This is a genomic window from Methanobacterium sp. (assembly GCF_038562635.1).
In the GTDB taxonomy this organism is placed as follows: Archaea; Methanobacteriota; Methanobacteria; order Methanobacteriales; family Methanobacteriaceae; genus Methanobacterium_D.
Genome location: NZ_JBCFBO010000001.1, coordinates 1666323 through 1688145, shown reverse-complemented (window position 1 = coordinate 1688145; position 21823 = coordinate 1666323). Strand labels below are relative to the sequence as shown.

The 21823-nt window shown below is 34.5% G+C and carries 19 protein-coding genes; 6 read left to right on the top strand and 13 right to left on the bottom strand.

The features are described from left to right. Positions 1 to 77 precede the first annotated feature (77 nt). The 4 genes from AAGU07_RS08205 to AAGU07_RS08190 form a co-directional block, all read right to left on the bottom strand. On the bottom strand, positions 78 to 1562 hold the full coding sequence (locus AAGU07_RS08205) for a TrkH family potassium uptake protein (protein ID WP_342458624.1): 1485 nt from the start codon (positions 1560 to 1562) through the stop codon (positions 78 to 80). Between the two features lie 11 nt (positions 1563 to 1573). Further along, a complete protein-coding gene (locus tag AAGU07_RS08200) occupies positions 1574 to 2224 on the bottom strand; it encodes a TrkA family potassium uptake protein (RefSeq protein WP_342458623.1) in 651 nt (216 codons plus the stop codon). Between the two features lie 581 nt (positions 2225 to 2805). Further along, on the bottom strand, positions 2806 to 4239 hold the full coding sequence (locus AAGU07_RS08195; protein WP_342458622.1) for a TrkH family potassium uptake protein: 1434 nt from the start codon (positions 4237 to 4239) through the stop codon (positions 2806 to 2808). Positions 4240 to 4371: 132 nt separating this feature from the next. Further along, positions 4372 to 7134: a cation-transporting P-type ATPase gene (locus AAGU07_RS08190; protein WP_342458621.1), complete on the bottom strand. Its 2763-nt coding sequence runs from the start codon at positions 7132 to 7134 to the stop codon at positions 4372 to 4374. A gap of 325 nt (positions 7135 to 7459) precedes the next feature. On the opposite strand from AAGU07_RS08190, the gene ftsA reads away from it, so the two are divergent. Next, positions 7460 to 8800, top strand: coding sequence for a coenzyme F390 synthetase (ftsA, locus tag AAGU07_RS08185; RefSeq protein WP_342458620.1), 1341 nt, complete (start codon positions 7460 to 7462; stop codon positions 8798 to 8800). 115 nt (positions 8801 to 8915) lie between these two features. Further along, positions 8916 to 10181, top strand: coding sequence for a tRNA pseudouridine(13) synthase TruD (gene truD, locus AAGU07_RS08180; RefSeq protein ID WP_342458619.1), 1266 nt, complete (start codon positions 8916 to 8918; stop codon positions 10179 to 10181). Positions 10182 to 10296: 115 nt separating this feature from the next. Here truD and AAGU07_RS08175 read toward each other — a convergent pair whose 3' ends face one another. Then, positions 10297 to 10602, bottom strand: coding sequence for a hypothetical protein (locus AAGU07_RS08175; protein ID WP_069584011.1), 306 nt, complete (start codon positions 10600 to 10602; stop codon positions 10297 to 10299). Positions 10603 to 10947: 345 nt separating this feature from the next. Here AAGU07_RS08175 and AAGU07_RS08170 point away from each other — a divergent pair, with 345 nt between their 5' ends. Continuing rightward, on the top strand, positions 10948 to 11622 hold the full coding sequence (locus AAGU07_RS08170) for a cyclase family protein (RefSeq protein WP_342458618.1): 675 nt from the start codon (positions 10948 to 10950) through the stop codon (positions 11620 to 11622). An 8-nt stretch (positions 11623 to 11630) separates the two neighbouring features. Here AAGU07_RS08170 and AAGU07_RS08165 read toward each other — a convergent pair whose 3' ends face one another. The 3 genes from AAGU07_RS08165 to AAGU07_RS08155 all read right to left on the bottom strand — a co-directional run bounded on the left by AAGU07_RS08165 (position 11631) and on the right by AAGU07_RS08155 (position 14925). Further along, positions 11631 to 11777: a YHS domain-containing protein gene (locus tag AAGU07_RS08165; RefSeq protein ID WP_084689144.1), complete on the bottom strand. Its 147-nt coding sequence runs from the start codon at positions 11775 to 11777 to the stop codon at positions 11631 to 11633. A 249-nt stretch (positions 11778 to 12026) separates the two neighbouring features. Continuing rightward, positions 12027 to 14471, bottom strand: coding sequence for a heavy metal translocating P-type ATPase (locus AAGU07_RS08160; RefSeq protein WP_342458617.1), 2445 nt, complete (start codon positions 14469 to 14471; stop codon positions 12027 to 12029). Between the two features lie 235 nt (positions 14472 to 14706). Then, on the bottom strand, positions 14707 to 14925 hold the full coding sequence (locus AAGU07_RS08155) for a copper ion binding protein (protein WP_342458616.1): 219 nt from the start codon (positions 14923 to 14925) through the stop codon (positions 14707 to 14709). A 275-nt stretch (positions 14926 to 15200) separates the two neighbouring features. On the opposite strand from AAGU07_RS08155, the gene AAGU07_RS08150 reads away from it, so the two are divergent. The 3 genes from AAGU07_RS08150 (at position 15201) to AAGU07_RS08140 (ending at position 17182) form a co-directional block, all read left to right on the top strand. Further along, positions 15201 to 15542: a helix-turn-helix domain-containing protein gene (locus AAGU07_RS08150; RefSeq protein WP_342458615.1), complete on the top strand. Its 342-nt coding sequence runs from the start codon at positions 15201 to 15203 to the stop codon at positions 15540 to 15542. Positions 15543 to 15908: 366 nt separating this feature from the next. Then, positions 15909 to 16745 (top strand): Mrp/NBP35 family ATP-binding protein, encoded by an 837-nt coding sequence (locus AAGU07_RS08145; protein WP_342458614.1) that lies wholly within the window; start codon positions 15909 to 15911, stop codon positions 16743 to 16745. A 176-nt stretch (positions 16746 to 16921) separates the two neighbouring features. Then, on the top strand, positions 16922 to 17182 hold the full coding sequence (locus tag AAGU07_RS08140) for a hypothetical protein (protein WP_342458613.1): 261 nt from the start codon (positions 16922 to 16924) through the stop codon (positions 17180 to 17182). Here AAGU07_RS08140 and AAGU07_RS08135 read toward each other — a convergent pair. The 5 genes from AAGU07_RS08135 to AAGU07_RS08115 form a co-directional block, all read right to left on the bottom strand. Further along, positions 17179 to 17559, bottom strand: a complete 381-nt coding sequence (locus AAGU07_RS08135; protein WP_342458612.1) for a DUF120 domain-containing protein — start codon at positions 17557 to 17559, stop codon at positions 17179 to 17181. The two genes, AAGU07_RS08140 and AAGU07_RS08135, sit on opposite strands and share 4 nt — an antisense overlap. Before the next feature lie 89 nt (positions 17560 to 17648). Continuing rightward, on the bottom strand, positions 17649 to 17900 hold the full coding sequence (locus tag AAGU07_RS08130) for a DUF2769 domain-containing protein (protein ID WP_342458611.1): 252 nt from the start codon (positions 17898 to 17900) through the stop codon (positions 17649 to 17651). A gap of 126 nt (positions 17901 to 18026) precedes the next feature. Then, on the bottom strand, positions 18027 to 18185 hold the full coding sequence (locus AAGU07_RS08125) for a hypothetical protein (RefSeq protein ID WP_342458610.1): 159 nt from the start codon (positions 18183 to 18185) through the stop codon (positions 18027 to 18029). Between the two features lie 186 nt (positions 18186 to 18371). Then, the gene (locus tag AAGU07_RS08120; RefSeq protein WP_342458609.1) at positions 18372 to 20438 is read right to left on the bottom strand and encodes a copper-translocating P-type ATPase; all 2067 of its coding nucleotides are present in this window, start codon (positions 20436 to 20438) and stop codon (positions 18372 to 18374) included. 174 nt (positions 20439 to 20612) lie between these two features. Further along, entirely contained in the window at positions 20613 to 21386 is a 774-nt protein-coding gene (locus AAGU07_RS08115) for a hypothetical protein (RefSeq protein ID WP_342458608.1), read from the bottom strand. Positions 21387 to 21823 lie beyond the last annotated feature (437 nt).

Below are 21823 nucleotides of genomic sequence, written 5' to 3'. Positions count from 1 at the left end.
GCTTTAAATAGAATTAAACCTATTGTTTTAACCAGATGATCTGGCAAAATAAAAATAATTGGAATTCAAATTATATCTTATCTCCTAATTACATTATTGATTGTAATGGCTATAAGGAGCAGCACTGGCCATATTTCAAGTCTTCCCATCCAGAAATCTATGATGAAAACTATTTTTACAAGTACTGGAGAATCAGGAGTCATAATCCCGCTTGAAAGCCCAACATTACTTAAAGCAGATGCTACTTCAAAAATGACTCGTGATATGTCTGAGTAATATATGAGGGTTATAATCACGCTTATTATGTATATTACAAGGTATGTAAACACAAATGCACTTGTTATTCTTAAAACATCGTCTGTAATTTGTAATTCAGTGACATGGTGAACTTTTTTAGCCATTACAGCTTTACCTGGTAGTATAAATGATTTGACCTGCCATGATATCCCTTTTAAAAGTACGCCCAACCTGAGCCATTTAATACCCCCACCAGTAGATAGTGAACCAGCACCAATTATCATGATTATGGTGAGGAGAAAAGTACCGAGACCAATCCATTGGCTCAGTATATCTGGATAAAAAGCTGTTTGCAGGCCTGTTGTAGATATGGCAGAAACCATCTGGAACAGGGCAAATCTGAAGTTGAGCAGCAAGTTATTTCCATAAACGTGGTTGTTGTACAGTACAAATGTCACAAGAATTGTTGAGACCACAATAAGTGAAAATGCCACTTTTGTTTCTATATCCCTGAAGTATTCCCTCCAATTTCCTTTTAAAATTGTGTAGAGTAGGGCGTAGTTTGTGGCTCCAAGTATCATTATAATCATGGCTGCTATTTCTATCCAGATGCTGTTATAGAATAAAAGGCTCGTATTATGCATTCCAAATCCACCTGTGGATAGGGTGGTAAATGCATGGAAAATAGAATCAAAAACAGGCATACCTGCCGCTAAATAGAGAGCTATGGCAATTGCAGTAAATGAAACATACATGTAAACTACGACACGGGTTGATTGCTTAATGCTGGGTCTTAAACGTTCTTCTCTACCTTCTGCAAAGTAAAGGCGCATTACATCAGCACCAGTGGATCTAAAAATGGCCAAAAGTAGGAATATGATTCCAAGACCTCCAATCCATTGAGTAAAAGCTCTCCAAAAATTAATTGTGTAAGAAATAGCATCTATATTTGAAAACATGCTGAAACCAGTTGTTGTAAATCCAGACATGGCTTCAAAATAAGCATTTAAATAAGATAAATCTCCTGAAAAAAAGTAGGGTAACGCACCAAGTGCACATGCAATCAACCATATGGCAGTTGAAAAAACCATTGCACTTTTAATGGTCATTTTTATTTCTGCTTTAAATAATTTAACAAAAGTAAAGCCAATAACTGCACTTATAGCAGCTGAAGATAAAAAAGGAACTATATATAGGGGTTCATTATAAATAAGAGAAACTAAAATCGGAATTAGCATTGCAACTCCAAGAAGCATACAAACATCTCCTGTATAGTGCAGGATAGTTTTAACTTCTCTTCTACTCAGCCTATGAACCCTTTGCATTTAATCACATTCTAGGTTGTGAACATCTGCGTAACTTTTTTCACGGCATTTGCCTTAACAAGTACTGAAATAAGGTTATTTTCACCTAAAACCATATTTTCCTTTGGAATAATGATGTTGCCATTATTATGAACTGCGGCAATTATATAATCATCTGTGGGACTCACTTCTCTGATTTCTTTACCAATTACCTTTTTGTTTTTCACGGTAATATTTATCATTTCTGCATTTCCCTTTCCAAGCACGATTAGATCGGCTATATTGGGTCTTGTTATCACTTTCTCAAGGTAACTCGCTGCAGTAAGTTCCGGGCTTACAACAAAGTTGATACCCACTTTTTGAAATGCTTCCTCATGTGATATATCGCTTACCCTTGCTATAATTTTTTCTATATTATAATCCCTTACAAGAATACTTGATAACAAATTAGCGTCGTCATTCCCTGTAGCTGCAACAAAAACATCTGCATCACTAACATTAGCTTCTTCGAGAATCTTTTTATTGGTACCATTACCACAGATAACCAGTGCATCTAGTTCCGTCGCAGCATTATTACATAATTCTTCACTTTTTTCGATTATAGTAACATCGTTACCATTTTCAATTAGTTTTGAGGCCAAATTAAGACCTACTCTTCCTCCGCCCATTATTACTACATACATAAATACACCTTATCAATAATTATAGTTTAAATCGTTTAAATAAATACTTAAAACGGTTATAAGTTTGAAATAAAATGTTATTCTACATAAATATAGTCAATAAACTTTACTTTAAGTTCATACTGGCTATGCAACGGTTTACTAATTTTTTTTATACCGATTCATGTAATTTGACCAATGTTATATATAAACTTTATCTTCCGATATCTTCCGACAGGTTAAATTCAAGGTCTTAAACTATTTTTTCCATTAAAGTAGACCTTAAATAGGGTTATATAAGTAAAACCTGTCGAATAAATGAATTAAAGACATATGAATTTGTAATATGTCTTACCAATTTATTAGGAGTAATACTAAACTATAACATGTACTTTTAATTATTTGTATGAGGCCCCTGCACGCAGTAGATAACCTATTATAACGACGATTATGAAGATAATTGAACTGCTGTTATTCTTTCCATTTTTTTGATCTTTGGATTTCCCCTTATCATTCATATTAATTGTTCTATGTTATGTATTATTTGCAATGAATGCTGTTCCTTTTGTATCAATTTTTAGAATAGTTTCAACATAAAAAAATTAAAACCTCTTTAATGCACCTAATGATGCTCTTATTAAAACAAGTACTGGAATTATTTCAATTCTTCCAATCCACATGTTAAATATCAGGAAAATTTGGGGAATTTGAGGCATTGTGGGGGATGTAATTCCCATTGAAAGCCCAACGTTTCCCTGCGCTGAAATAATTTCATATAATGAGTTTAAAGCATCGTATCCATACTGTACAAATACAAGCCAGCTTATGAATATGAAAAGAAGATAAATAAATACATAAGAACTTGCTTCTCTAACTTCTACATCTGTTACAGGTTTTCCAGATATTTTTTTGGGTATAACAGAACCTGCAGGAGAAAGTACCCTTAAAAGTTCCCAATAATATCCTTTTAAAATTGTAACTATCCTTATGAGTTTCACTGCACCTGAAGTTGATCCTGCTGAACCTCCAATTATCATTGCAGCTATGAGTATTATTTTCACGTATTGCGGCCATGCTACCTGGGCACTTGTGGGTGGAATACTGGATCCAGTACACGTAATGGCAGATATTACATGAAAAACAGAATCCATGGTGGTAAGATGTGCATTTATGAATATGAGGGTGGAAAATATAAATATTATAATAATCATTGCCTGAAACTGGATATCACGAATCATATCTTTTACTTTACCCTTCAAAACTCTGTAATGAACAAGAAAGCTTGTAGCTCCAATAATCATGATGACCATAGTTATTATATTGATTAAATTGCTGTGAAATCCTCCAATGTTGTCGTTATTTACTGACATACCGCCGGTTGATAAATTGGTCATGGTGGTGTTTATAGCATCGAATATGGACATTCCTGCAAGAACATATAAAACAATACCTAAAATTGTATAAAACAGATAAATCCACCATATAGTTTTCACAGTGCCTGTGATACTCGGTTTAATTTTTTCTTCTCTTGCTTCGGATTTATATAACTTTGAAGCAGATGTTCCAGGACGTATTAAAATTCCTATAACAACAATAACAACTCCAAGTCCACCGATCCATTGTGCAATGCTTCTTAAAAATAAAACCGATTTAGGAACAGTTTCAACATTTAATATAGTGAGTCCAGTAGTCGTCCATGCGGACATACTTTCAAAATAAGCATTTAAAAAATTAATGTGGGTAATATTCATTAAAATAAGGCTTCCAATTAGAGCTGCCCAAAGCCATGCAAGAGCAGCTATCATCATACCATGCTTAAGCCCCATTCTTCGATTTTTGCCCCTGAGAGATCTTCTGAGGATGTAACCTACTAAAATTGAAAATCCTGATGGAATTAAAAAAGAGATATAATTACCTTCATTATAAATTAAGGCAACAAATATTGGTGTTAAAGTTACTACACCAATACCAATCATTATTAAGCCTAATTGCTCTAATATTACAAATAAATCTTTTTTTCTCAGTTGACCAATCATTGATACCGTATATATAATTTTCGGCAGAGCATATAAATTTAATCCTTCTATAATATTTTGGTTTATTTGAAAATTTATATATGATCAAGAGGAGTACGTTAAGTGAGTATGTGTTTTAAAAGAAAATAAAAGTTATTTTAACCGCCTAATTAAATATTTCCTTAATTCATCTGCAAAAAACATAATTGGAATAAATGTAATTACATATAACCATTCTATTATTCCAAGAGGAGCAGTTCCAAATATGCCCTGCAGTTGAGGTATATAAAGGATTGCGAGCACTATAGCGACTTCAAATATAATTCCTCTTATTATCCAGTTATTCTTAAAAACTCCAATTTTAAATACTGATGTTCGTGTAGTTTGAATTGTTAACAGGTTTCCTATCTGGCCCATTACAATACCAACGAAGACAATTGTGGTGGCTTTAATATATAGTGGGTCTGAAAATGGGAGAGATTGTCCAAAATACCACCCTCCGCTGTAAAGCACCCAGAAATATCCCGACATCACAAGCACGGCTTCAATTAATCCGAGGAAGATATACCCTCTAAGCACTACAGGTAAATTCAAAAGTCTCTCTTTTCTTGGCCGTGGCGGCCTTTTCATTACATCCGACTCTGGAGGCCCTCTTCCCAGCGCGATTGCAGGAAGGGTATCTGTTCCTAGATCTATTGCAAGTATCTGCATGACTGTAATTGGGAGAGGGATAGCAAACATGGCGGTAAGTACAAAAGGTATGATCTCGGCGGTTTCGTGGGAAAAGATATAGGTTATAAATTTCCTTATATTTTCATAGATGGTCCTGCCTTCTTTTATGGCAGATACAATTGTCGCAAAATTATCATCAGTTAAAATCATATCTGAAGCTTCTTTAGCTACATCAGTACCTGTTATTCCCATTGCAACTCCTATATCTGCTTTTCTAAGTGCGGGTGCATCATTTACACCGTCACCAGTCATTGCTACAATCTCATCTTCATCCTCAAGTATGGATGCAATCCTCATTTTATGCTCTGGAACAGCTCTGGCAAATATCACGTCACACCCAGAACTGAGAAGCTGTACAATTTGCTCGTCTGACATTTCACTGATCTCTTTTCCTTTTACCACCTGGCAATCGCCGCTTATGATGCCAATTTCTTCGCCTATAGCTCGTGCTGTAAGTCCATAGTCTCCAGTTATCATTATAATTCGTATTCCGGCACCATGGCATTGTTTAACTGCTTTATAGACTTCTGGACGTGGAGGATCCTGCATTGCCATCATACCAAGAAATATCATGTCCTTTTCAACAGTTTCAGGCCTATAATCATTAAAATCATTAGGTAAATTTTTATATGCTATTGCAAGTATTCTAAGGCCTTCTTCTGCCAGTTCGTCGTGTATTTTGATTATACTTTCTTTTTCTTCTGGGGACAGAGGCCTAATTTTTCCATCCTCAGAAATTTGATTACTTAAAGAAATTATCTTTTTAGGGGCCCCCTTAATATATGCAACCTTTTTATCCTCTTTTTGATGTATAGAACTCATTGATTTCCGTACAGAATCAAATGGGAGTTCAATTATCCGTGGAATTCTTTTTATCTCTTCTTCAACGTTAAACCCGCTTTTGCATGCTGCAACAAGTAGTGATGCTTCTGTAGGGTCCCCCAATATTTTCCATTTTTTACCCTCAAGTTGGGGTTTAATTAATTTGGCATCATTACAAAACGCTGCTGTCCTCATAAGCAGTTTAAGCTCTTTCATTTCATCATAAGATATTTCATTACCTTTATGCAGGAATTTACCTTTAGGTGTATATCCTGCACCTGTTACGTCAATCAATTCATCAGGTATCCATATTTTACGGACAGTCATCTCGTTTTTAGTAAGTGTCCCTGTTTTATCTGTACATATTATGGTTGTAGAACCCAGGGTTTCGACGCTGGAAAGACGCTTTATGAGTGCATTTTTACTGACCATTTTTCTAGCGGCTGCAGCAAGTGCAAGGGTTACAGTAGGGAGAAGGCCTTCTGGAACATTTGCAACAGTTAAACCTATGGCAAAAAGAAATGCAATGGTTAAAGGGAGATTTAAAACAAGTATATTAACTCCAAACAGGGTGAGGCCCATTAAAATTGCTATAATTGCTATTAAACGTGCTACTTTGTTTATTTCTATTTGCAGTGGGCTTTTTACTTCTTTCACAGTTTGGGTAAGAGATGCTATTTTGCTGAACTCAGTGTTTCTACCTGTTGAAAAAACCACTGCCTTTCCAGAGCCAGATGTCACGTTGGTACCTGCAAAAATAAGGTTATGCATCTCAATAAAGGCATGGTCTTCACCGCTCATACCATCAGGCGTTTTACGTATAGGTCGTGATTCTCCTGTGAGTGTAGAATTATCCACCTTAAATTGGGATGCCTCTACAATCCTTGAATCTGCTGAAATATTGTCTCCTTCATCAAGTACAATTATATCGCCAGGTACCAGTCCTGCTGCAACTATTTCCCTTTCTTTACCTTCTCTTATTACCTTTGCAGTTGAAGGAAGGATTTTTTTGAGGGCTTCTGTTGCTTTTTCTGCTTGATATTCCTGCCAGAAGCTGAAAATAGCGTTTATTATAATTACTCCAATAATTGCAAATCCTAATTGGGGAGTTCCAGAAATAAAAGCTAATATGCTTGCAGCCCATAAAAGAAGGGCAAGGATATTGTAAAAATTCTCTAAAAATTTGAATATCAACGGCTTTTTCTTAACTTCTTCAATTTGATTTAGCCCATATTTTTTAAGCCGTATTTGAGCTTCATTCTCACTTAAACCATTGGATGTTGTATCCAGTTTAGAATATACCTCTTTAGGAGATGGTTTATATATATCCATCTCTTCTTGGGATGGTTTATTTTCATTCATGGTTACACGCAGGCAGAATTTTCCATGATTTCATGTCTCAAGCTGTAAATTTCATTTAAATACTTAAAATTATTTGTTAATAGGTAAGTAAAATGTATTATAATCTATGGTTTTTAAAACATAAAATAGTAGCGGAATATTTTTAAATGTATTGAGGGTAAAATAAGTTACGGTGGCTAATATATCATTTATTCTGGTTCATTGATATCTTAAAATAGGATAAATCTTTCTATTTTAAGCTTATCTAAATTTCATTAATCCTTATATTAATAAGTTAATCCGGACATAATATTATTAATATAATATTAGTAATGTGGGGATTTTTATGAATTATTTCAACGAGGAAATAGAAACAATGGATCGAAATGACCTTGACGCCCTTGTTGAGGAACGTATTAAGTATACGGTTGAATATGCCTATGACAATTCTCCTTTTTACAGAAAATGGTTTAAAGAGAACAGGATAAACACGTCCGATATCAAATCTCACGAAGATTTGAGAGAACTGCCTATAATAACCAGTAAAACCTTGAGGGAAAAACAGCCTCCAGAGACTGAAGATTTTGAATTTAAATGCATAGATTGGGACAGTATATATACAATCCACGAAACAAGTGGAACCAGTGGGGTGCCTAAATCTTTCTTTCTTACATGGGATGACTGGAACAGATACGCTGAAAAATACGCTCGTTCATTTGTATCACAGGGTTTTGGTAAGGGAGATCGAGTGGTCGTCTGTGCATCATACGGGATGAATGTAGGGGCTAATACTATGACGCTGGCGGCTCAAAAGATAGGAATGGCAATTATTCCGGAGGGTAAATGCACATTTCCAGTTCGTATAATGAAAAATTATCAGCCTACGGGTATAGTGGGCAGTATATTCAAACTTCTGCGCCTTGCAAAGCGAATGGAAGCAGAAGGCATCCTGCCCCAAGAGTCAAGCATCAAACATTTAATTGCTGGTGGAGAAAGCTTTGCAGAAGAATCACGAGCATATCTGGAAGAAATATGGGGCGTACCAGTTTACAATACTTATGGGAGTACTGAGGGGACTATGTGTGGAGAATGTTATATAAAAGCAGGTTTGCATGTTCCTGAAGATCTGGTACATCTCGATGTCTATGATCCACGGTTTGAAAACTTTTTAGATGAAGGAGAATGCGGTAGAATAGTCTTAACAACTCTTTTACCTGTTGGTCAAAAGACAGGAACTCTTCTTTTAAACTATGATACCGAAGATACTACTGTGGTTGTAAGCAGGGAGAAATGTAAATGCGGCAGGACACATATGAGGATTTTAAATCCGCAGCGTGAGGCAGAAACTGTTTGGGTAGCTGGAAATCCATTTAATAAAGTCGATATAGAACAAGGAGTGTTTCAAAAGGATAATATGGAGTATTTAACTGGTGAATATGAAGCATTTCTGTATGGGGATGAAATGGAGACTACGCTGAGAGTTAGCATGGAGTGCATTGACCCTGAAAATTGTGATAGAGACATGATCCGTGAAAATTTCATTAAAAGTTTCCTTAAATTTAAACCGGGTATGGAGCAGGCATATTCAGATGGCACATTTAATATGGACTTTAATTTTACTGGTCCGGAAGGTCTTGAATTTTATAAGATCAGGGGTAGACCAAAGCGTTTGGTGGATCGGCGGTGAAATTTAAATAACTGAATTAATTTTAACCAATTGTTTTTATTTATATAAAAGTATACAGTAATAGAAAACTCATTTTTAAATTTTTTACATTTAAAAATAATCTGGAGAAAAACTAATGCTTAACGCTGAAACTTATATTACCTGCCAAAAAGGAATTGGTGGAAAAATTAGAACAATATACGAAGATTTTTACGTTGAAGAAATACCAGAATCAGAACCAAGTGGAACCGGAGATAACACCTGGTTTTTCATTGAAAAAGTTGGAAGAGATACACTTGAGGTTGTGCTGGATGTCGCACGTGAACTGCACGTAGACAGGAAAAGAATGGGCTTTGCAGGGATGAAAGATAAACGAGCAGTCACAAGACAGTGGCTGTGTGTTTCAAACTCCGAAGTTGAAGACATTGAAAAATTAAGAGACAAGCTGTACAAAGTTGACATACTCAAGATAATGAAAAACGAGAAAAAATTAAGGATTGGACAGCTTGTAGGGAATAAATTCAGGCTTCTTATAAGAGATACAGAAGATCCAGAAAAAGATAGTCAACTAGCAACTGAAATACTGGCAGAACTCTCAAAGACAGGGGTTCCTAATTACTACGGCTGGCAGAGGTTTGGCAAAAAAAGGTCGAATACCCATCTCGTTGGAAAGGCATTACTCGAAAATGATTTAAAAAAAGCAGTTGATTGTTATATTGGAAATCCTTATGACGAGGAGAGGGAGCATATTAAAAAACCAAGACAGATGTATGATGAGGGAAAATGGGAAGAATCATTGGAAGAAATGCCGGGGAGCATGAGATATGAAAAGATGATGCTTAAAACCCTTTTAAAGGAAATGAAAAAGAAAAATGTCGAAGATATTGATTCTTTAGATGAACATGCTTACAGGCGTGCTATATCAAGCCTCCCAAAACCGTTAAGGAGAATGTTTGTCCACGCTTACCAGTCATTTTTATTCAATAAAGCGGTAAGTGCGAGGGTTAAGCTTGGAATCGATAAGTATGTTGAAGGTGACATAATCATCGATAATGAGGAACATCTGGTCCATGAATTTGGTGATGACATAGATGAAAGAATAAAAAACTTTGAAGTTCACCCTACAGCTCCCCTTTTTGGAAGTAAAGTCCCACTTGCCGGTGGAGAACTTGGCGAAATGGAGCAGAAAGTTATAGATGGGGAAGGGGTTACTTTAGAAGAATTTAAAGTCCCTAAAATGCCTAAACTTGGAAGTCATGGGCTGAGACGTGCGATTAGATTTAAGATATGGGATGCCTCTGCTAAGGCCACTGATGAAGGAGTTCTTGTAGAGTTTTCAATTCCAAAGGGATGCTATGCAACGGCTGTTTTAAGGGAAATAATGAAAAATGAAGTTGTTTAAAGAGTAAGAAGATTGAACACCACTTCTTATCTTTTAAAAACTGTTTTTTGATCTTATTTTTTGGATAAATTCTACTGATTTAAAAAAATAAGGGAGTATTTATTTAAAAATCTAATTATAACTCTTGCAGCCTATCTAAAGCTTTTTCCATTGATTGTACATGTCTTATCTTGATTTTGTTGTATAATGCAAAGCCCATTTCTCTTAAATACAGTTCCACATTCCTGAAAGATGGTGCTTCTATTATATAAAATATTTCGTGTTCCAGTGGGGGATACACTGCAGATATTATTTTAATTTCATGTTTTTTAGCGAGTTCTTCTCTTTTGCTGGAATGCTCCTTAAGTTTCTTTTTAGTCTCTTCACTAACAAGGTAACATGCTTCAACAGGATGGGTCAGGTGTGCCATAAACATTGCCATAAATTCACTCTCCTTAACTTTATTAATTATCTATATATTTTTATTAAAATTTATTATTTACTAATTTAAAAAATTGCTTTTGGTGTCTTTATCTAAAAATGGAATGTTTGAAATTCATAATGATGTTAATAAAGGTTAATTAGTGACATCTATTCTTTAAAAACTGGAATATTGCCCTGTAATGATAATGATAAAAATTATATTGGTGATATTTTAAAGTATAAAATGGAGTTAAAAACAAATTTATGCTTTTAATACCTGTAAATTAAAGGTTAAGTTGGTATTTAATTTATGAATCAACTTAAAAATTTAAAATTCAACTTTTGAGTTAAGGAGATGAAAATTATGGGATATATAACACTTTCTTACGCGCTGGAAGAAACTTCTCCTGTTCATATAGGTTTAAAGGAGCCAGAAATGGTTCACAATAACCAGATTGTAGATGGGAAAGGTTATAATACGTACTTAATAAATGTTGAAAATCATTCTGGAACACATGTAGATGCTCCAGGTCATTTTGTGGAAGATGGTAAGATAATCTTGGAGTACCCGCCTGATGAACTGGTTTTTAATAACCCTTTAATTGTGGATATTCCAAAAGGTCCAAATGAGCTTGTAAAAATATGGGATATATCTAAACTGGATTTTAATGATGCAGACTGCATTTTATTCCGTACTGGATTTGAAAAATTCCACAGTGATGATCCGGAGGAATATCTAACTCAAAATCCAGGAATGTCCCCAGAAGTTATTTACTTTATAAGAAAAAACCTTAAAAATGTCAGATGTATTGGTATAGACTGTGTATCGATGTCCAGTTATCAAAATCCAAAATCTGGAGAAGAAGTCCACGTAAATGCTTTTAAAAAGAGCAAGGATTTTGGGGAACCTTTGCTTTTAATTGAGGATATGAAGCTCGGCAATGTCCAAAATGAAAATTTAGAAAGTATAATGGTTGTCCCTTGGCAGATTAAAGGAATTGATAGTGCCCCGTGTACGGTGCTTGCTAAAGTAAAGTAAATTTTTAATTATTCCTTTGCGTACTTTTCGGGCTCTTCTTCAAACTTTTTTTTACAAAGTGGAGCGCAGAAATAGTATTTCTTCCCTTTATATTCGCTTACATTTTTTGCAGATTTTTCATCCACTTCCATCATGCATACCGGATCTAAAGCCATTTTTTCACCTCAATTTGACAGTTTTAAATCAGACTACTCAAAAACTAACTTTAAAATTAATTTTTTAATATGATCAAAGAAATTAATATTATTTTTTAACTGATAAAAATAGAAGAAAAATAGAGTGTTCAATTATTCTACACACTTTTCTGGATTTCACTGAGCTGTTTTCTCTTTCTTTGCAGGAGGTACATACCCTTCAACCTTTTTTCTAAAAAGGTTGATCAAAAACAAAGTTTAATAATAAACTTATTTGATTATTTCTGCTTTCTCTTTCTTTGCAGGAGGTACGTATCCTTTTAATAACAGTGAAAGAGTTAAAACAGATACTGAACTAAGTGCCATTGCAAGCCCTGCAAATTCTGGCCTGAATGTAATTCCAAAGAACGGGTAGAGCACCCCTGCTGCAACAGGAATAAGCACGGAGTTGTATGCAAAGGCCCAGAATAAGTTCTCCTTTATCCTTCCCATCACTTTTTTACTTAGCTGAATACCAGCAAGTGCATCCATGATGTCGTTTTTTATAAGGACAATTTCACCGCTTTCTATAGCTACATCTGTACCACTTCCTATGGCTATTCCGACATCAGATTGTGCTAGTGCGGGAGCATCGTTAATACCATCACCAACGAAGGCTACAACTTCACCCTCCTCTTGAAGCCTCTTAACCTCTTCGGATTTATCTTGGGGCAGCACTTCTGCAATTACATTTTCAATTCCAACCTGCTTTGCAATTGCACCGGCTGTTTGTTTGTTGTCTCCAGTTATCATGACCACTTTAAGGCCCATTTCTTTGAGCTTTCCAATTGCATCTTTGGTGGTTTCTTTTAATGTATCCGCTATAGCAATTGCTCCGGATAATGAGTTATCTGCAGCAACTAAAACTGCTGTTTTGCCTTCATTTTCAAATTTAGACAGTTTTTCTTCAGCTTCGTTGGGTATTGTAATATTTCTATCTTTAAACAAGGTTCTATTTCCTATTATAATTTCTTTACCTTCTACCACTGCTTTTACCCCTTTTCCTCCAAAGGTATCGAAATTCTGGCTTGTTTCTATTTCTATATTTTTTTCCAGTGCTTTTTTTACCACGGCTTCTGCAAGGGGGTGCTGTGAATTTTTTTCAACACTGGCAGCGAGTTTTAATAATTCTCTGTTATCAGTTCCAATTGGGGCTATATCTGTAACCTCAGGCTTGCCTTTGGTAAGTGTACCTGTTTTATCAAACACTATAGTGGTAAGCTTTTCAGATATCTCGAGGGCTTCACCATTTTTAATCAATATTCCAAGCTCTGCTCCCCGTCCAATGCCTACAGTTATGGCTGTAGGTGATGCAAGCCCAAGTGCACATGGACATGCCACAACAAGAATGGAGATCAGCACAGTAAGTGCGAAAAGAAGGGTAGCTCCTGATAAGAAGTACCAGAATAGAAATGCCGCAATTGCTATAGTTAAAACAGTTGGGATGAAATAACTTACCGCTTTATCTGCAATTCGTTGGACAGGCGGCCTTGAGCCCTGGGCATTTTCTACAAGTTTTATAATCTGAGATAATACTGTATCTTTCCCAATTTTTAGAGCTTTGAACCTTAATACTCCGTTCTGATTAATGGTCCCACCAACAACTGTTTTTCCATTATTTTTAAATGCAGGAATTGGTTCTCCAGTAATTGCAGATTCATCTACATAACTTTCGCCGCTTACAACTTCTCCATCTGCAGGGATCTTTTCACCAGGCTTAACAACTACTGTATCTCCCATTTGAACATCTTCAATGGGAATTTCCATTTCACTGCCGCTGCGAATTACAGTGGCAGTTTTTGCCTGCAGTCCAATTAATTTTTTTATAGCAGTTGACGTCTGTCCCTTTGCCCGGGCCTCTAAATATCTTCCTAAAGCTAGAAATGCAGCAAGCATAAGTGCTGTTTCATAAAATAGGAATTGTTGAGTTAGTATAATATTAAAAGTGCCTAAAAGGCTGGATCCATAAGCTACTCCAATTCCCATGGAATACATAACATCCATGTCAAGATTCCTGTTTTTGAGGGAACGGAGGCCTGCTGTGAATATGGGGTAACTCACATAGATAAATGGAAGAATGGAAACTATAAGCATGAAGTAAGGCATTGGGATTGGAAGTGGAATATTTAGATACATTAAAGCCATTAAAGGGATTGAAAATCCAAAACCAACAATTATCCGATTTCTTTTATCTTTAAGGTCTTTAGATCTTACTTCTTCTTCAAGTTCTTCTGTTTTTTCTCCTTCAATGCCAAGATATTGGTATCCAAGATCTTCAATTGTATTTTTCATATCTGTAACTGTTGTAATTTCAGAATTATAAGTAACATAAGCTTTTTCAGAGGTTAAATTAACATTAACATCACTGATCCCATCAAGTTTTCCAAGAGCTTCTTCTATGGCTTTTACACACATTACGCAGCTCATTCCTCCAATTTTTAGAATAACGTGTTCATTTGCCACTCCATAACCAGCATCTTCTATGGCATTCTCCAGTTCAGCGAGCTTCAACTTTTCAGGATCATATTCAACCGTGGCTTTTTCAGTTCCAATGTTTACTTGGGCTTCTTCAACTCCTTCAAGGTTTTTTAGAGACTTTTCAACGTTTAAAGCGCATGAAGCACAGTGCATTCCTGAAACTTTAATCTCTGCTTTCTTTTTGGATGGTTCTGCCATTTGTTTACCTCTTAATTATGATTATACTATTTTAATTTTGTTTTTATTGATTAATAATTTTTTCTAATAGTTTCAATTATAATTTAAATAAAGAAAAAAGTCCAAAATAAAATAATAAGGGGGTTATGAGTAATGCTTTGGTGATACAAATCTTAAATTTGCTAATTAAGGCTTTATCAAAGCTTTTTTTAATTCTTAACTCATTAGAATATTATTATATTTTCTAAGCTTGTGATTAATTAATCACGTCGTAGCCTGCTTCTTTTACAGCTTCTTCTAGTTTTGAGGGTTCCACTTTTTTAGGATTGTATTTAACGGTGGCTTTTCCTGATTCTAGATCTACTTTAACTTCTTTGACTCCATCTACATTTTTTAAAGATTTTTCAACGCGTGCTACGCAGTGGGCACAGCTCATTCCTGAAATTTTAATTTCTGCTTTTGTTGAATCAAACACTATTTAATTCCTCCTCAGTTCTTATTATTTGATTTTTAAATATGTTCAGTTAAACAATGATTATATAACTCTTTTTAATTATTTTTAACTAAAATTTTCAATTAATTTATTTATAATATATGAATTCCACTAGTTGTATTTAAATTAGGTATAGACAAAACGGTTATATAGTACACTTTTGTATACTAACTATCAATAAAAGTACCATTGGAATATAAACGAAATACATGGATTATTTTTGTATAGGGACTTAATACAGTAACTGGTGTGATCTGATGACTGAAAATAAAAAGTACTGCTGTCCAGTAGCTGCAGCAATAGATGAAATAGGTGGAAAATGGAAACCACTAATTTTATGGGCATTAAAAGATCAAACGTTAAGGTTCAGCGAAATTAATAGGGAATTGTCTGCTATAACACAGCGCATGCTTACAAAACAGCTCCGGGAATTGGAAAGGGATGATTTAGTTAACAGAAAGGTCTATGCAGAAGTGCCTCCAAAAGTGGAATACTCGCTTACTGCAAAGGGTAAATCAGTTATACCTATTTTAAAATCACTCTGTGACTGGGGAGAAGAGTACTGTAAATCTAAAATCTGTTTAAATGTACTGGAATAAATTAGACTTATTTTTTTAGCTTTAAATGGGTTATACTTGATTTTTTAATAGATTGAATTCTAAATTTTTAAGATTTATAAACTAATTTAACAAGATAACCTCTGAATTGATTGGTTTAATTAAACCTGCCGTTGAATTTTAAAAAAATGGTATTTAGGTCATTAATGCATTGAAAAGATGTATTTTACGGTTACAGTTAAATTTGAAAATTATAAATAATTTTGTAGATATACTATTACCATCTGTTTACACAATATTTTAGGTTACTTTCTAAAATAGTAAAAACCATTTTTTAGAATTTAATTTCTATTGATTTTATATGTATTAGCTTTAATATTCAAATATATTCTATTTGGAGGATTATTGATGGTTTCTGAAGAAGAAGAGCGTAAAAAAGCGGTAATGGAACAGGAAGTTGAAATTATAAAAAGAATGAGTAAGATCAAGCATAAAATTGCAGTAATGAGTGGAAAAGGAGGAGTGGGTAAATCCACAGTATCAGTAAATTTAGCCGCTGCATTTGCAAAGAGAGGATATAAAACGGGTATTATGGACGCAGATGTACATGGGCCAAATGTTCCAAAGATGTTGGGAGTAGAAGGAAAAAATTTAGGTTACAGTGAAGATGGTATAACACCTGTTGAAACTGAAGAAGGAATAAAAGTCATGTCTGTAGGATTTTTCTTATCTTCACAGGATACTCCGGTTATCTGGAGAGGCCCTGCAAAAACAGGGGCAATAAAACAATTTTTTGCAGAAGTTAACTGGGGAGATTTAGATGTTTTAATCATTGATAACCCTCCAGGAACTGGAGATGAGCCTTTAACTGTTTTACAGACTATTCCATTAGATGGTGTTGTTTTAGTTACCACGCCTCAATCTGTAGTTCAGGAAGATGTAACCAAGGGTGTAAATTTAGTTAAAAATTTAAATATTCCAATTATTGGAGTTATAGAGAATATGTCTGGTTTCATCTGCCCCCACTGTGAAAATGAAATTTTGATATTCGGTAAAGGTACGGGTACTAAACTGGCGGAAGAAATGGGCATTCCTTTCCTTGGAAGGTTGCCGTTAGATGTAGAAACAGCAGCTTCTTCTGATATTGGGACTCCTGTTATAATTAAAGAGCCGCAATCAGAGATTTCAGTTAGGATATCAAAAATTGTGGATAAAATTGAGTCACAAATTATCAGCAAATCTTAATTTTAACTTCAATTCTTTTTTTGAAGAAATATGACTTTATTTAAACTGATTTTAAAAACCAGAGATGTTTAATTAATAACAAACATGGATCCGTATAATTCTGGCATGCAGTTATAAGTAATAATGGCCCATAATAGAATAATAAAACTCATTATGTCATGTTCCGGGTGAAACTCATGGGGAAAATTGTAAAATTAGCCATTGTTGGAATTATTATGGCGTTATTTGTATTGTTTTTAGCTTTTTTTGCCATATATGAAGATAATCTTGTGGGGAGAGGGCAGTATCAAAATGTTTCAGATGCAACGGGCAATATTGAACTTCCCCTTATTGAAAAAGGAATTCAAAATTTGAATGCTGTAAATATGGCAAATATTATGTTAGCTAAGGAGAGTACGCTGAAATTAGCAGGATATAACCAATTTTTTAGAATTTAATCTGGAATATTTATAGTTACGGAACTTCCATCACTAATATGGAACCTTTCTTTAAGATTTTGAGGAGCTATAAACTCAACAACATCTTTTGAATGATGAGTTTTTTCCGGAAAAATCACTGCTCCTTCAACTTCATCATTTAGAGTTGCTTTTTTAAATTTAACATCACCAAAAGTTTTTTCACCTTTTATTTCGGGAATATCGCTTTCTAAAAGTTTTTCAACCTTTTGTGAGTCATTATCTTCAACATGGACATTTAAAGTACCAATGAATGGCCTGAAATGAAGTTTATCTTCAAATTGATCCCTGTAAATTGATTGAGACATAAAATATGCGCCTTTTTTTGTTCCTGAAACTACAATACCTTTAATTTTCATTTAAATCACGTTTTTACATTTAATTATAATATCAATAATTTCTATAGATCCGCAAGCTTATTTTCAAATAAAAAAATAAATTAGGTAAGTTATCTTGATCTGGATTCAATTTGCCTGTCGGCCGATCCATCTTTGCAGTGGTAAACAGTGGAGAAATCAAAATCTGATGAAACTGTGCAGTCCTGACAGTTACAACCTTGTTCATTTTCAAAACATCTTATTTCATCACCTGCGGAGCAAAATACTCCTAATTTTCCGCTCTGCATGCATTCATTGTAGGTAGGGCATGCATTACAGATGCACTTTATCATGGTTTCTTCATTTTTTGGGACTTTTGCCATATTATCACCTCATTTATGTAGTTCTGGAAATATGCATTATTTCCTTCAACATCTATCTTTAGTATGTAATATTAAATTTATAAAATTTATTACATAAATTTTATTAGTTGCGCCTCATGTGAAAAATTAATATCCGTGCATCATACCATGCCCTGTATTATTGTCGTAGTAGCCGTGATATCCTCCCATATATGGAGTATACATCCATATCCATGCAAAAATAGCCACTATGGCCACTATCGCAATAATTAGCACTATTAACACAATTGCAGTGTTTCTATCCATTAAATCCCTCCATAACTGTTTAAACATATCAGATTCAAACCACGTGATTTTATAGTCGGGAGTATAATTAGTTAAACTTACAATATGTAAATAGTCCCCTGTAATGATTTTAAATTGATTAAATTCGATATTCATTCATTTTATTTTGAATAGATGTTCTGAAAACTTTTGCACATGACTATAAATTCATTTTTCGATTTTCAAAAACCTTGAATTAAAAGCCACGATGATAGTACTCACCGACATTAGTATGGCTCCTGCTGCAGGAGTTAATATAATTCCATATGCGTAAAGAACTCCTGCTGCAATTGGAATTGCGAAAATGTTGTATCCAGTACCCCAGATCAAATTTTGGATCATTTTTCTGTAAGTTGACTTTGCAAGCTTAATTATGTACAGTGCATCCAGAGGATTACTTTTTACAAGGATCACGTCTCCAGTTTCAATAGCAACATCTGTACCTGCGCCAATTGCAATGCCTACATCTGCCTGGGCGAGTGCAGGGGCGTCATTGATACCATCACCAGTCATGGCCACAATTAATCCTTCAGACTGGATTTTTTTTACTTTTTCTGCCTTTTCTTGTGGTAAAACTTCTGCAAAATATTCATCAAGCCCTATTTCATTTGATACCCACTTTGCAACCTCTTTCTTATCTCCTGTAATCATTATGCATTTAATTCCCATATCTTTAAGTTTAGAAATAGCTTTCTTTGATTCGGATCTTATGATATCTGCAAGGGCAACGGCACCTTTTAAGTCTCCATCAACAACCACAAAAACAATGGTTTTTCCCTGCAAAGAAAGTTTTTTCATTTTTTCATCGTTAAATGAAATGTTAAGTTCCTTTAAATATCCGGGGCTTACAACTTCAACATATTTACCATTAACCTTACCTTCTACACCTTTCCCTGGAATTGCCTTGAAGTCTTCTACAGGAAAAGTTTCTTCAGAAGCTGAGACAATACCTTTAGCAATAGGGTGTTCAGAATAAGTTTCAAGAGATGAAGCATATTTTAGAACTTTATCTTCACTATACTCATTGTTTAAAGCAATGATATCAGTTACCCCAAATTTTCCTTCTGTTAATGTACCAGTTTTATCAAATATTATTGCACTAACATTCCTGGCTTTTTCAAATGCCGCGCGGTTTCGTATTAATAGACCATTACTTGCAGACAATGCTGTAGACACTGCAACAACCAGTGGAACAGCAAGTCCAAGGGCATGGGGGCATGTAATGACCATCACTGTTACGGATCTTTCAAGTGCAAAATTAAGACTTTGATGGGTCAGTACCAGCCATACTGAAAATGTTATAAAAGCGCCTGTAAGGGATATGAGTGTAAGCCAAAGTGCAAAACGGTTTGCTAAATCCTGAGTTTTTGATTTACTTGCCTGTGCTTCATCAACAAGACTTATAACCTGGGAAAGAAAAGAATTTGCACCGGTTTTTTTAATTTCTACTGTAATTGATCCATCCCCATTTATAGAGCCCCCTATAACTTCATCGCTTTCTTTTTTGAAAACAGGCTCCGATTCACCTGTAAGCATTGATTCATCGATAGAAGTACTTCCATTTACAATTTCTCCATCCACAGGAACTTTTTCTCCAGGTTTAACAATGACCTGGTCTCCTACATTCAATTCTTCCAGTGAAACTTCCATTATTTTTCCATCAGATGTTAATTTATGTGCGCTTGAGGGCATGAGCTTTGCAAGTTCTTCAAGTGCACTGGAAGCTCCTAGCACGGATTTCATTTCAAGCCAGTGCCCTATAAGCATGATATCTATAAGGGTGGCTAATTCCCAGAAAAATATACTTCCGCTGAGGCCAAAAACGACTGCACTGCTGTAAATATATGCGCTTGTGATTGCTACTGTAATTAATGTATCCATTCCGGGAGTTCTTGATTTAAATTCATTATAAATGCCCTTAAAAAAAGGATACCCTCCATAGAAGTAAACAAATGATGACAGTAGGAACAGTATATAGGAATCACCTGGAAACTTGGTATATCCACTAATGCCAAATATTTCCTGAACTAAAGGCGATAAAAAAAGAATAGGGATAGTTACAATTATAGATATTATAAATCGCTTTTTTAAATCGTTAATCATCCCCGAATGAACGTGTCCACTTTCCATTTTATGTTTTTTGCTTAATTTTTCTCCACACACAACACATTTGTCCATTTCCTCAGGGTGCATGTGTTTCATTTCATGTTCAGGATCTTCATGGTTGATTTTCATTCCCCCCTTGAGTACCGGAAATTATTTAATATAATATATGAATTTAGTATTATAATAATTTTGGGGATTTATTTCAAAAAAAGCAGTTTACTTGGGTTAAAAAATAAAAAATAGATGATTTAGGAGTGTATTCCTAAAACATGAATTAAAATATCAATTTAAATTTTGTTTGCTTTATTCGTATTCTTTTGCAAGGTTACTTTGATACAGGTTGTGGTAATACGATTTAGTGCTTGAATTGACTTCAGTATAGTTTTCGTTGAGTAAACCGTGGTTGTAATAGTACTGTAACTGAGAAGCATGTCCTAGTTCAAAGTTTCTATATGGGTTGTTGAAGTATGGGGCGAGCATTCCTGAAATCATGTAGACATAAGCAGGAATTATTCCGTATGTTTTTGTCAGTATCTGGAAGTATAATGGGAATCCATCTCCAGGTTCTAGAACCGGGTTACCAATTCTAGCGTTTCCATGATAAGCCATTGGAATTGAACCTTCCTGGCCGTGTTCTTCGGCAAGTTCATTGACATGGGCCATCATCTCGTCATAGGTGTCGTAAACATGACCGTCAGACATGTATTTATATCTGCCATCTGGAACACCAAATAAAGCTACTTTAAGCGAGTCTAAAAAGTCAATATGATTTAAACTTACTGAACCTGCACCTTTAGTGTCAATATAGGCTACTTCAATTATGTAAATATCCCCTTCCTGGTAACTACGATAATTGGAACCTCCATACATGTGTACAATTAAACCTACTTTAGAACCGGTTTTATTAACCTGCTGTGCAAAAAGCTCAGAGTGAGGATGTCCTGGATAAAAATCAGGGTTAGATAATTTAACGAATGAAAGTCTTCCTAAAGGCTCAATAGGGCCATTTGAAACTGTAACATAAGAATAACCTATAATGAGGGCTAAAATAGCCAGTGCAATTAACCACCATTTCATTTTTTTTCTCCAGTAAAGTTAACAAAGTCGATTTAAAGGGACTTTGCAATTGAAATTTTCCATTTATATTAATATTTTTCAATGTGATTTACATATTATAAATTTTAAATTAACGCTCATGTCTAAAATGGTTGCGCCTATGTTACTTTGAATTTTTATGAGTTATATGGTTAAGTAAATTACACTCTTCCAAATATAATTTCATATAATTAATTGATATTCTAATTTAACATAAAGCATGAAGTGTGCACATGATCATGGACATAAGCGTATTAAATATGAAGTAATTAAATTTAGATTTTATATTTATAAATCTTTCTAATTTTAATAATAAAATAATTTAATTTCTTAACTGCTAAATGCAGAAATAAGCTCTTAATTTAACTATTTTTTATAAAGTGATCGTGTCCAAATAGTATAATTAAGTGAAAGAATGT

What these genes read in the sequence shown, in the direction of transcription:
- AAGU07_RS08205 (WP_342458624.1), bottom strand. Translation starts at nt 1,562, where the DNA reads ATGCAAAGGGTTCATAGGCTGAGTAGAAGAGAAGTTAAAACTATCCTG.
- AAGU07_RS08200 (WP_342458623.1), bottom strand. Translation starts at nt 2,224, where the DNA reads ATGTATGTAGTAATAATGGGCGGAGGAAGAGTAGGTCTTAATTTGGCC.
- AAGU07_RS08195 (WP_342458622.1), bottom strand. Translation starts at nt 4,239, where the DNA reads ATGATTGGTCAACTGAGAAAAAAAGATTTATTTGTAATATTAGAGCAA.
- AAGU07_RS08190 (WP_342458621.1), bottom strand. Translation starts at nt 7,134, where the DNA reads ATGAATGAAAATAAACCATCCCAAGAAGAGATGGATATATATAAACCA.
- ftsA (WP_342458620.1), top strand. Translation starts at nt 7,460, where the DNA reads ATGAATTATTTCAACGAGGAAATAGAAACAATGGATCGAAATGACCTT.
- truD (WP_342458619.1), top strand. Translation starts at nt 8,916, where the DNA reads ATGCTTAACGCTGAAACTTATATTACCTGCCAAAAAGGAATTGGTGGA.
- AAGU07_RS08175 (WP_069584011.1), bottom strand. Translation starts at nt 10,602, where the DNA reads ATGGCAATGTTTATGGCACACCTGACCCATCCTGTTGAAGCATGTTAC.
- AAGU07_RS08170 (WP_342458618.1), top strand. Translation starts at nt 10,948, where the DNA reads ATGGGATATATAACACTTTCTTACGCGCTGGAAGAAACTTCTCCTGTT.
- AAGU07_RS08165 (WP_084689144.1), bottom strand. Translation starts at nt 11,777, where the DNA reads ATGGCTTTAGATCCGGTATGCATGATGGAAGTGGATGAAAAATCTGCA.
- AAGU07_RS08160 (WP_342458617.1), bottom strand. Translation starts at nt 14,471, where the DNA reads ATGGCAGAACCATCCAAAAAGAAAGCAGAGATTAAAGTTTCAGGAATG.
- AAGU07_RS08150 (WP_342458615.1), top strand. Translation starts at nt 15,201, where the DNA reads ATGACTGAAAATAAAAAGTACTGCTGTCCAGTAGCTGCAGCAATAGAT.
- AAGU07_RS08145 (WP_342458614.1), top strand. Translation starts at nt 15,909, where the DNA reads ATGGTTTCTGAAGAAGAAGAGCGTAAAAAAGCGGTAATGGAACAGGAA.
- AAGU07_RS08140 (WP_342458613.1), top strand. Translation starts at nt 16,922, where the DNA reads ATGGGGAAAATTGTAAAATTAGCCATTGTTGGAATTATTATGGCGTTA.
- AAGU07_RS08135 (WP_342458612.1), bottom strand. Translation starts at nt 17,559, where the DNA reads ATGAAAATTAAAGGTATTGTAGTTTCAGGAACAAAAAAAGGCGCATAT.
- AAGU07_RS08130 (WP_342458611.1), bottom strand. Translation starts at nt 17,900, where the DNA reads ATGGCAAAAGTCCCAAAAAATGAAGAAACCATGATAAAGTGCATCTGT.
- AAGU07_RS08125 (WP_342458610.1), bottom strand. Translation starts at nt 18,185, where the DNA reads ATGGATAGAAACACTGCAATTGTGTTAATAGTGCTAATTATTGCGATA.
- AAGU07_RS08120 (WP_342458609.1), bottom strand. Translation starts at nt 20,438, where the DNA reads ATGAAAATCAACCATGAAGATCCTGAACATGAAATGAAACACATGCAC.
- AAGU07_RS08115 (WP_342458608.1), bottom strand. Translation starts at nt 21,386, where the DNA reads ATGAAATGGTGGTTAATTGCACTGGCTATTTTAGCCCTCATTATAGGT.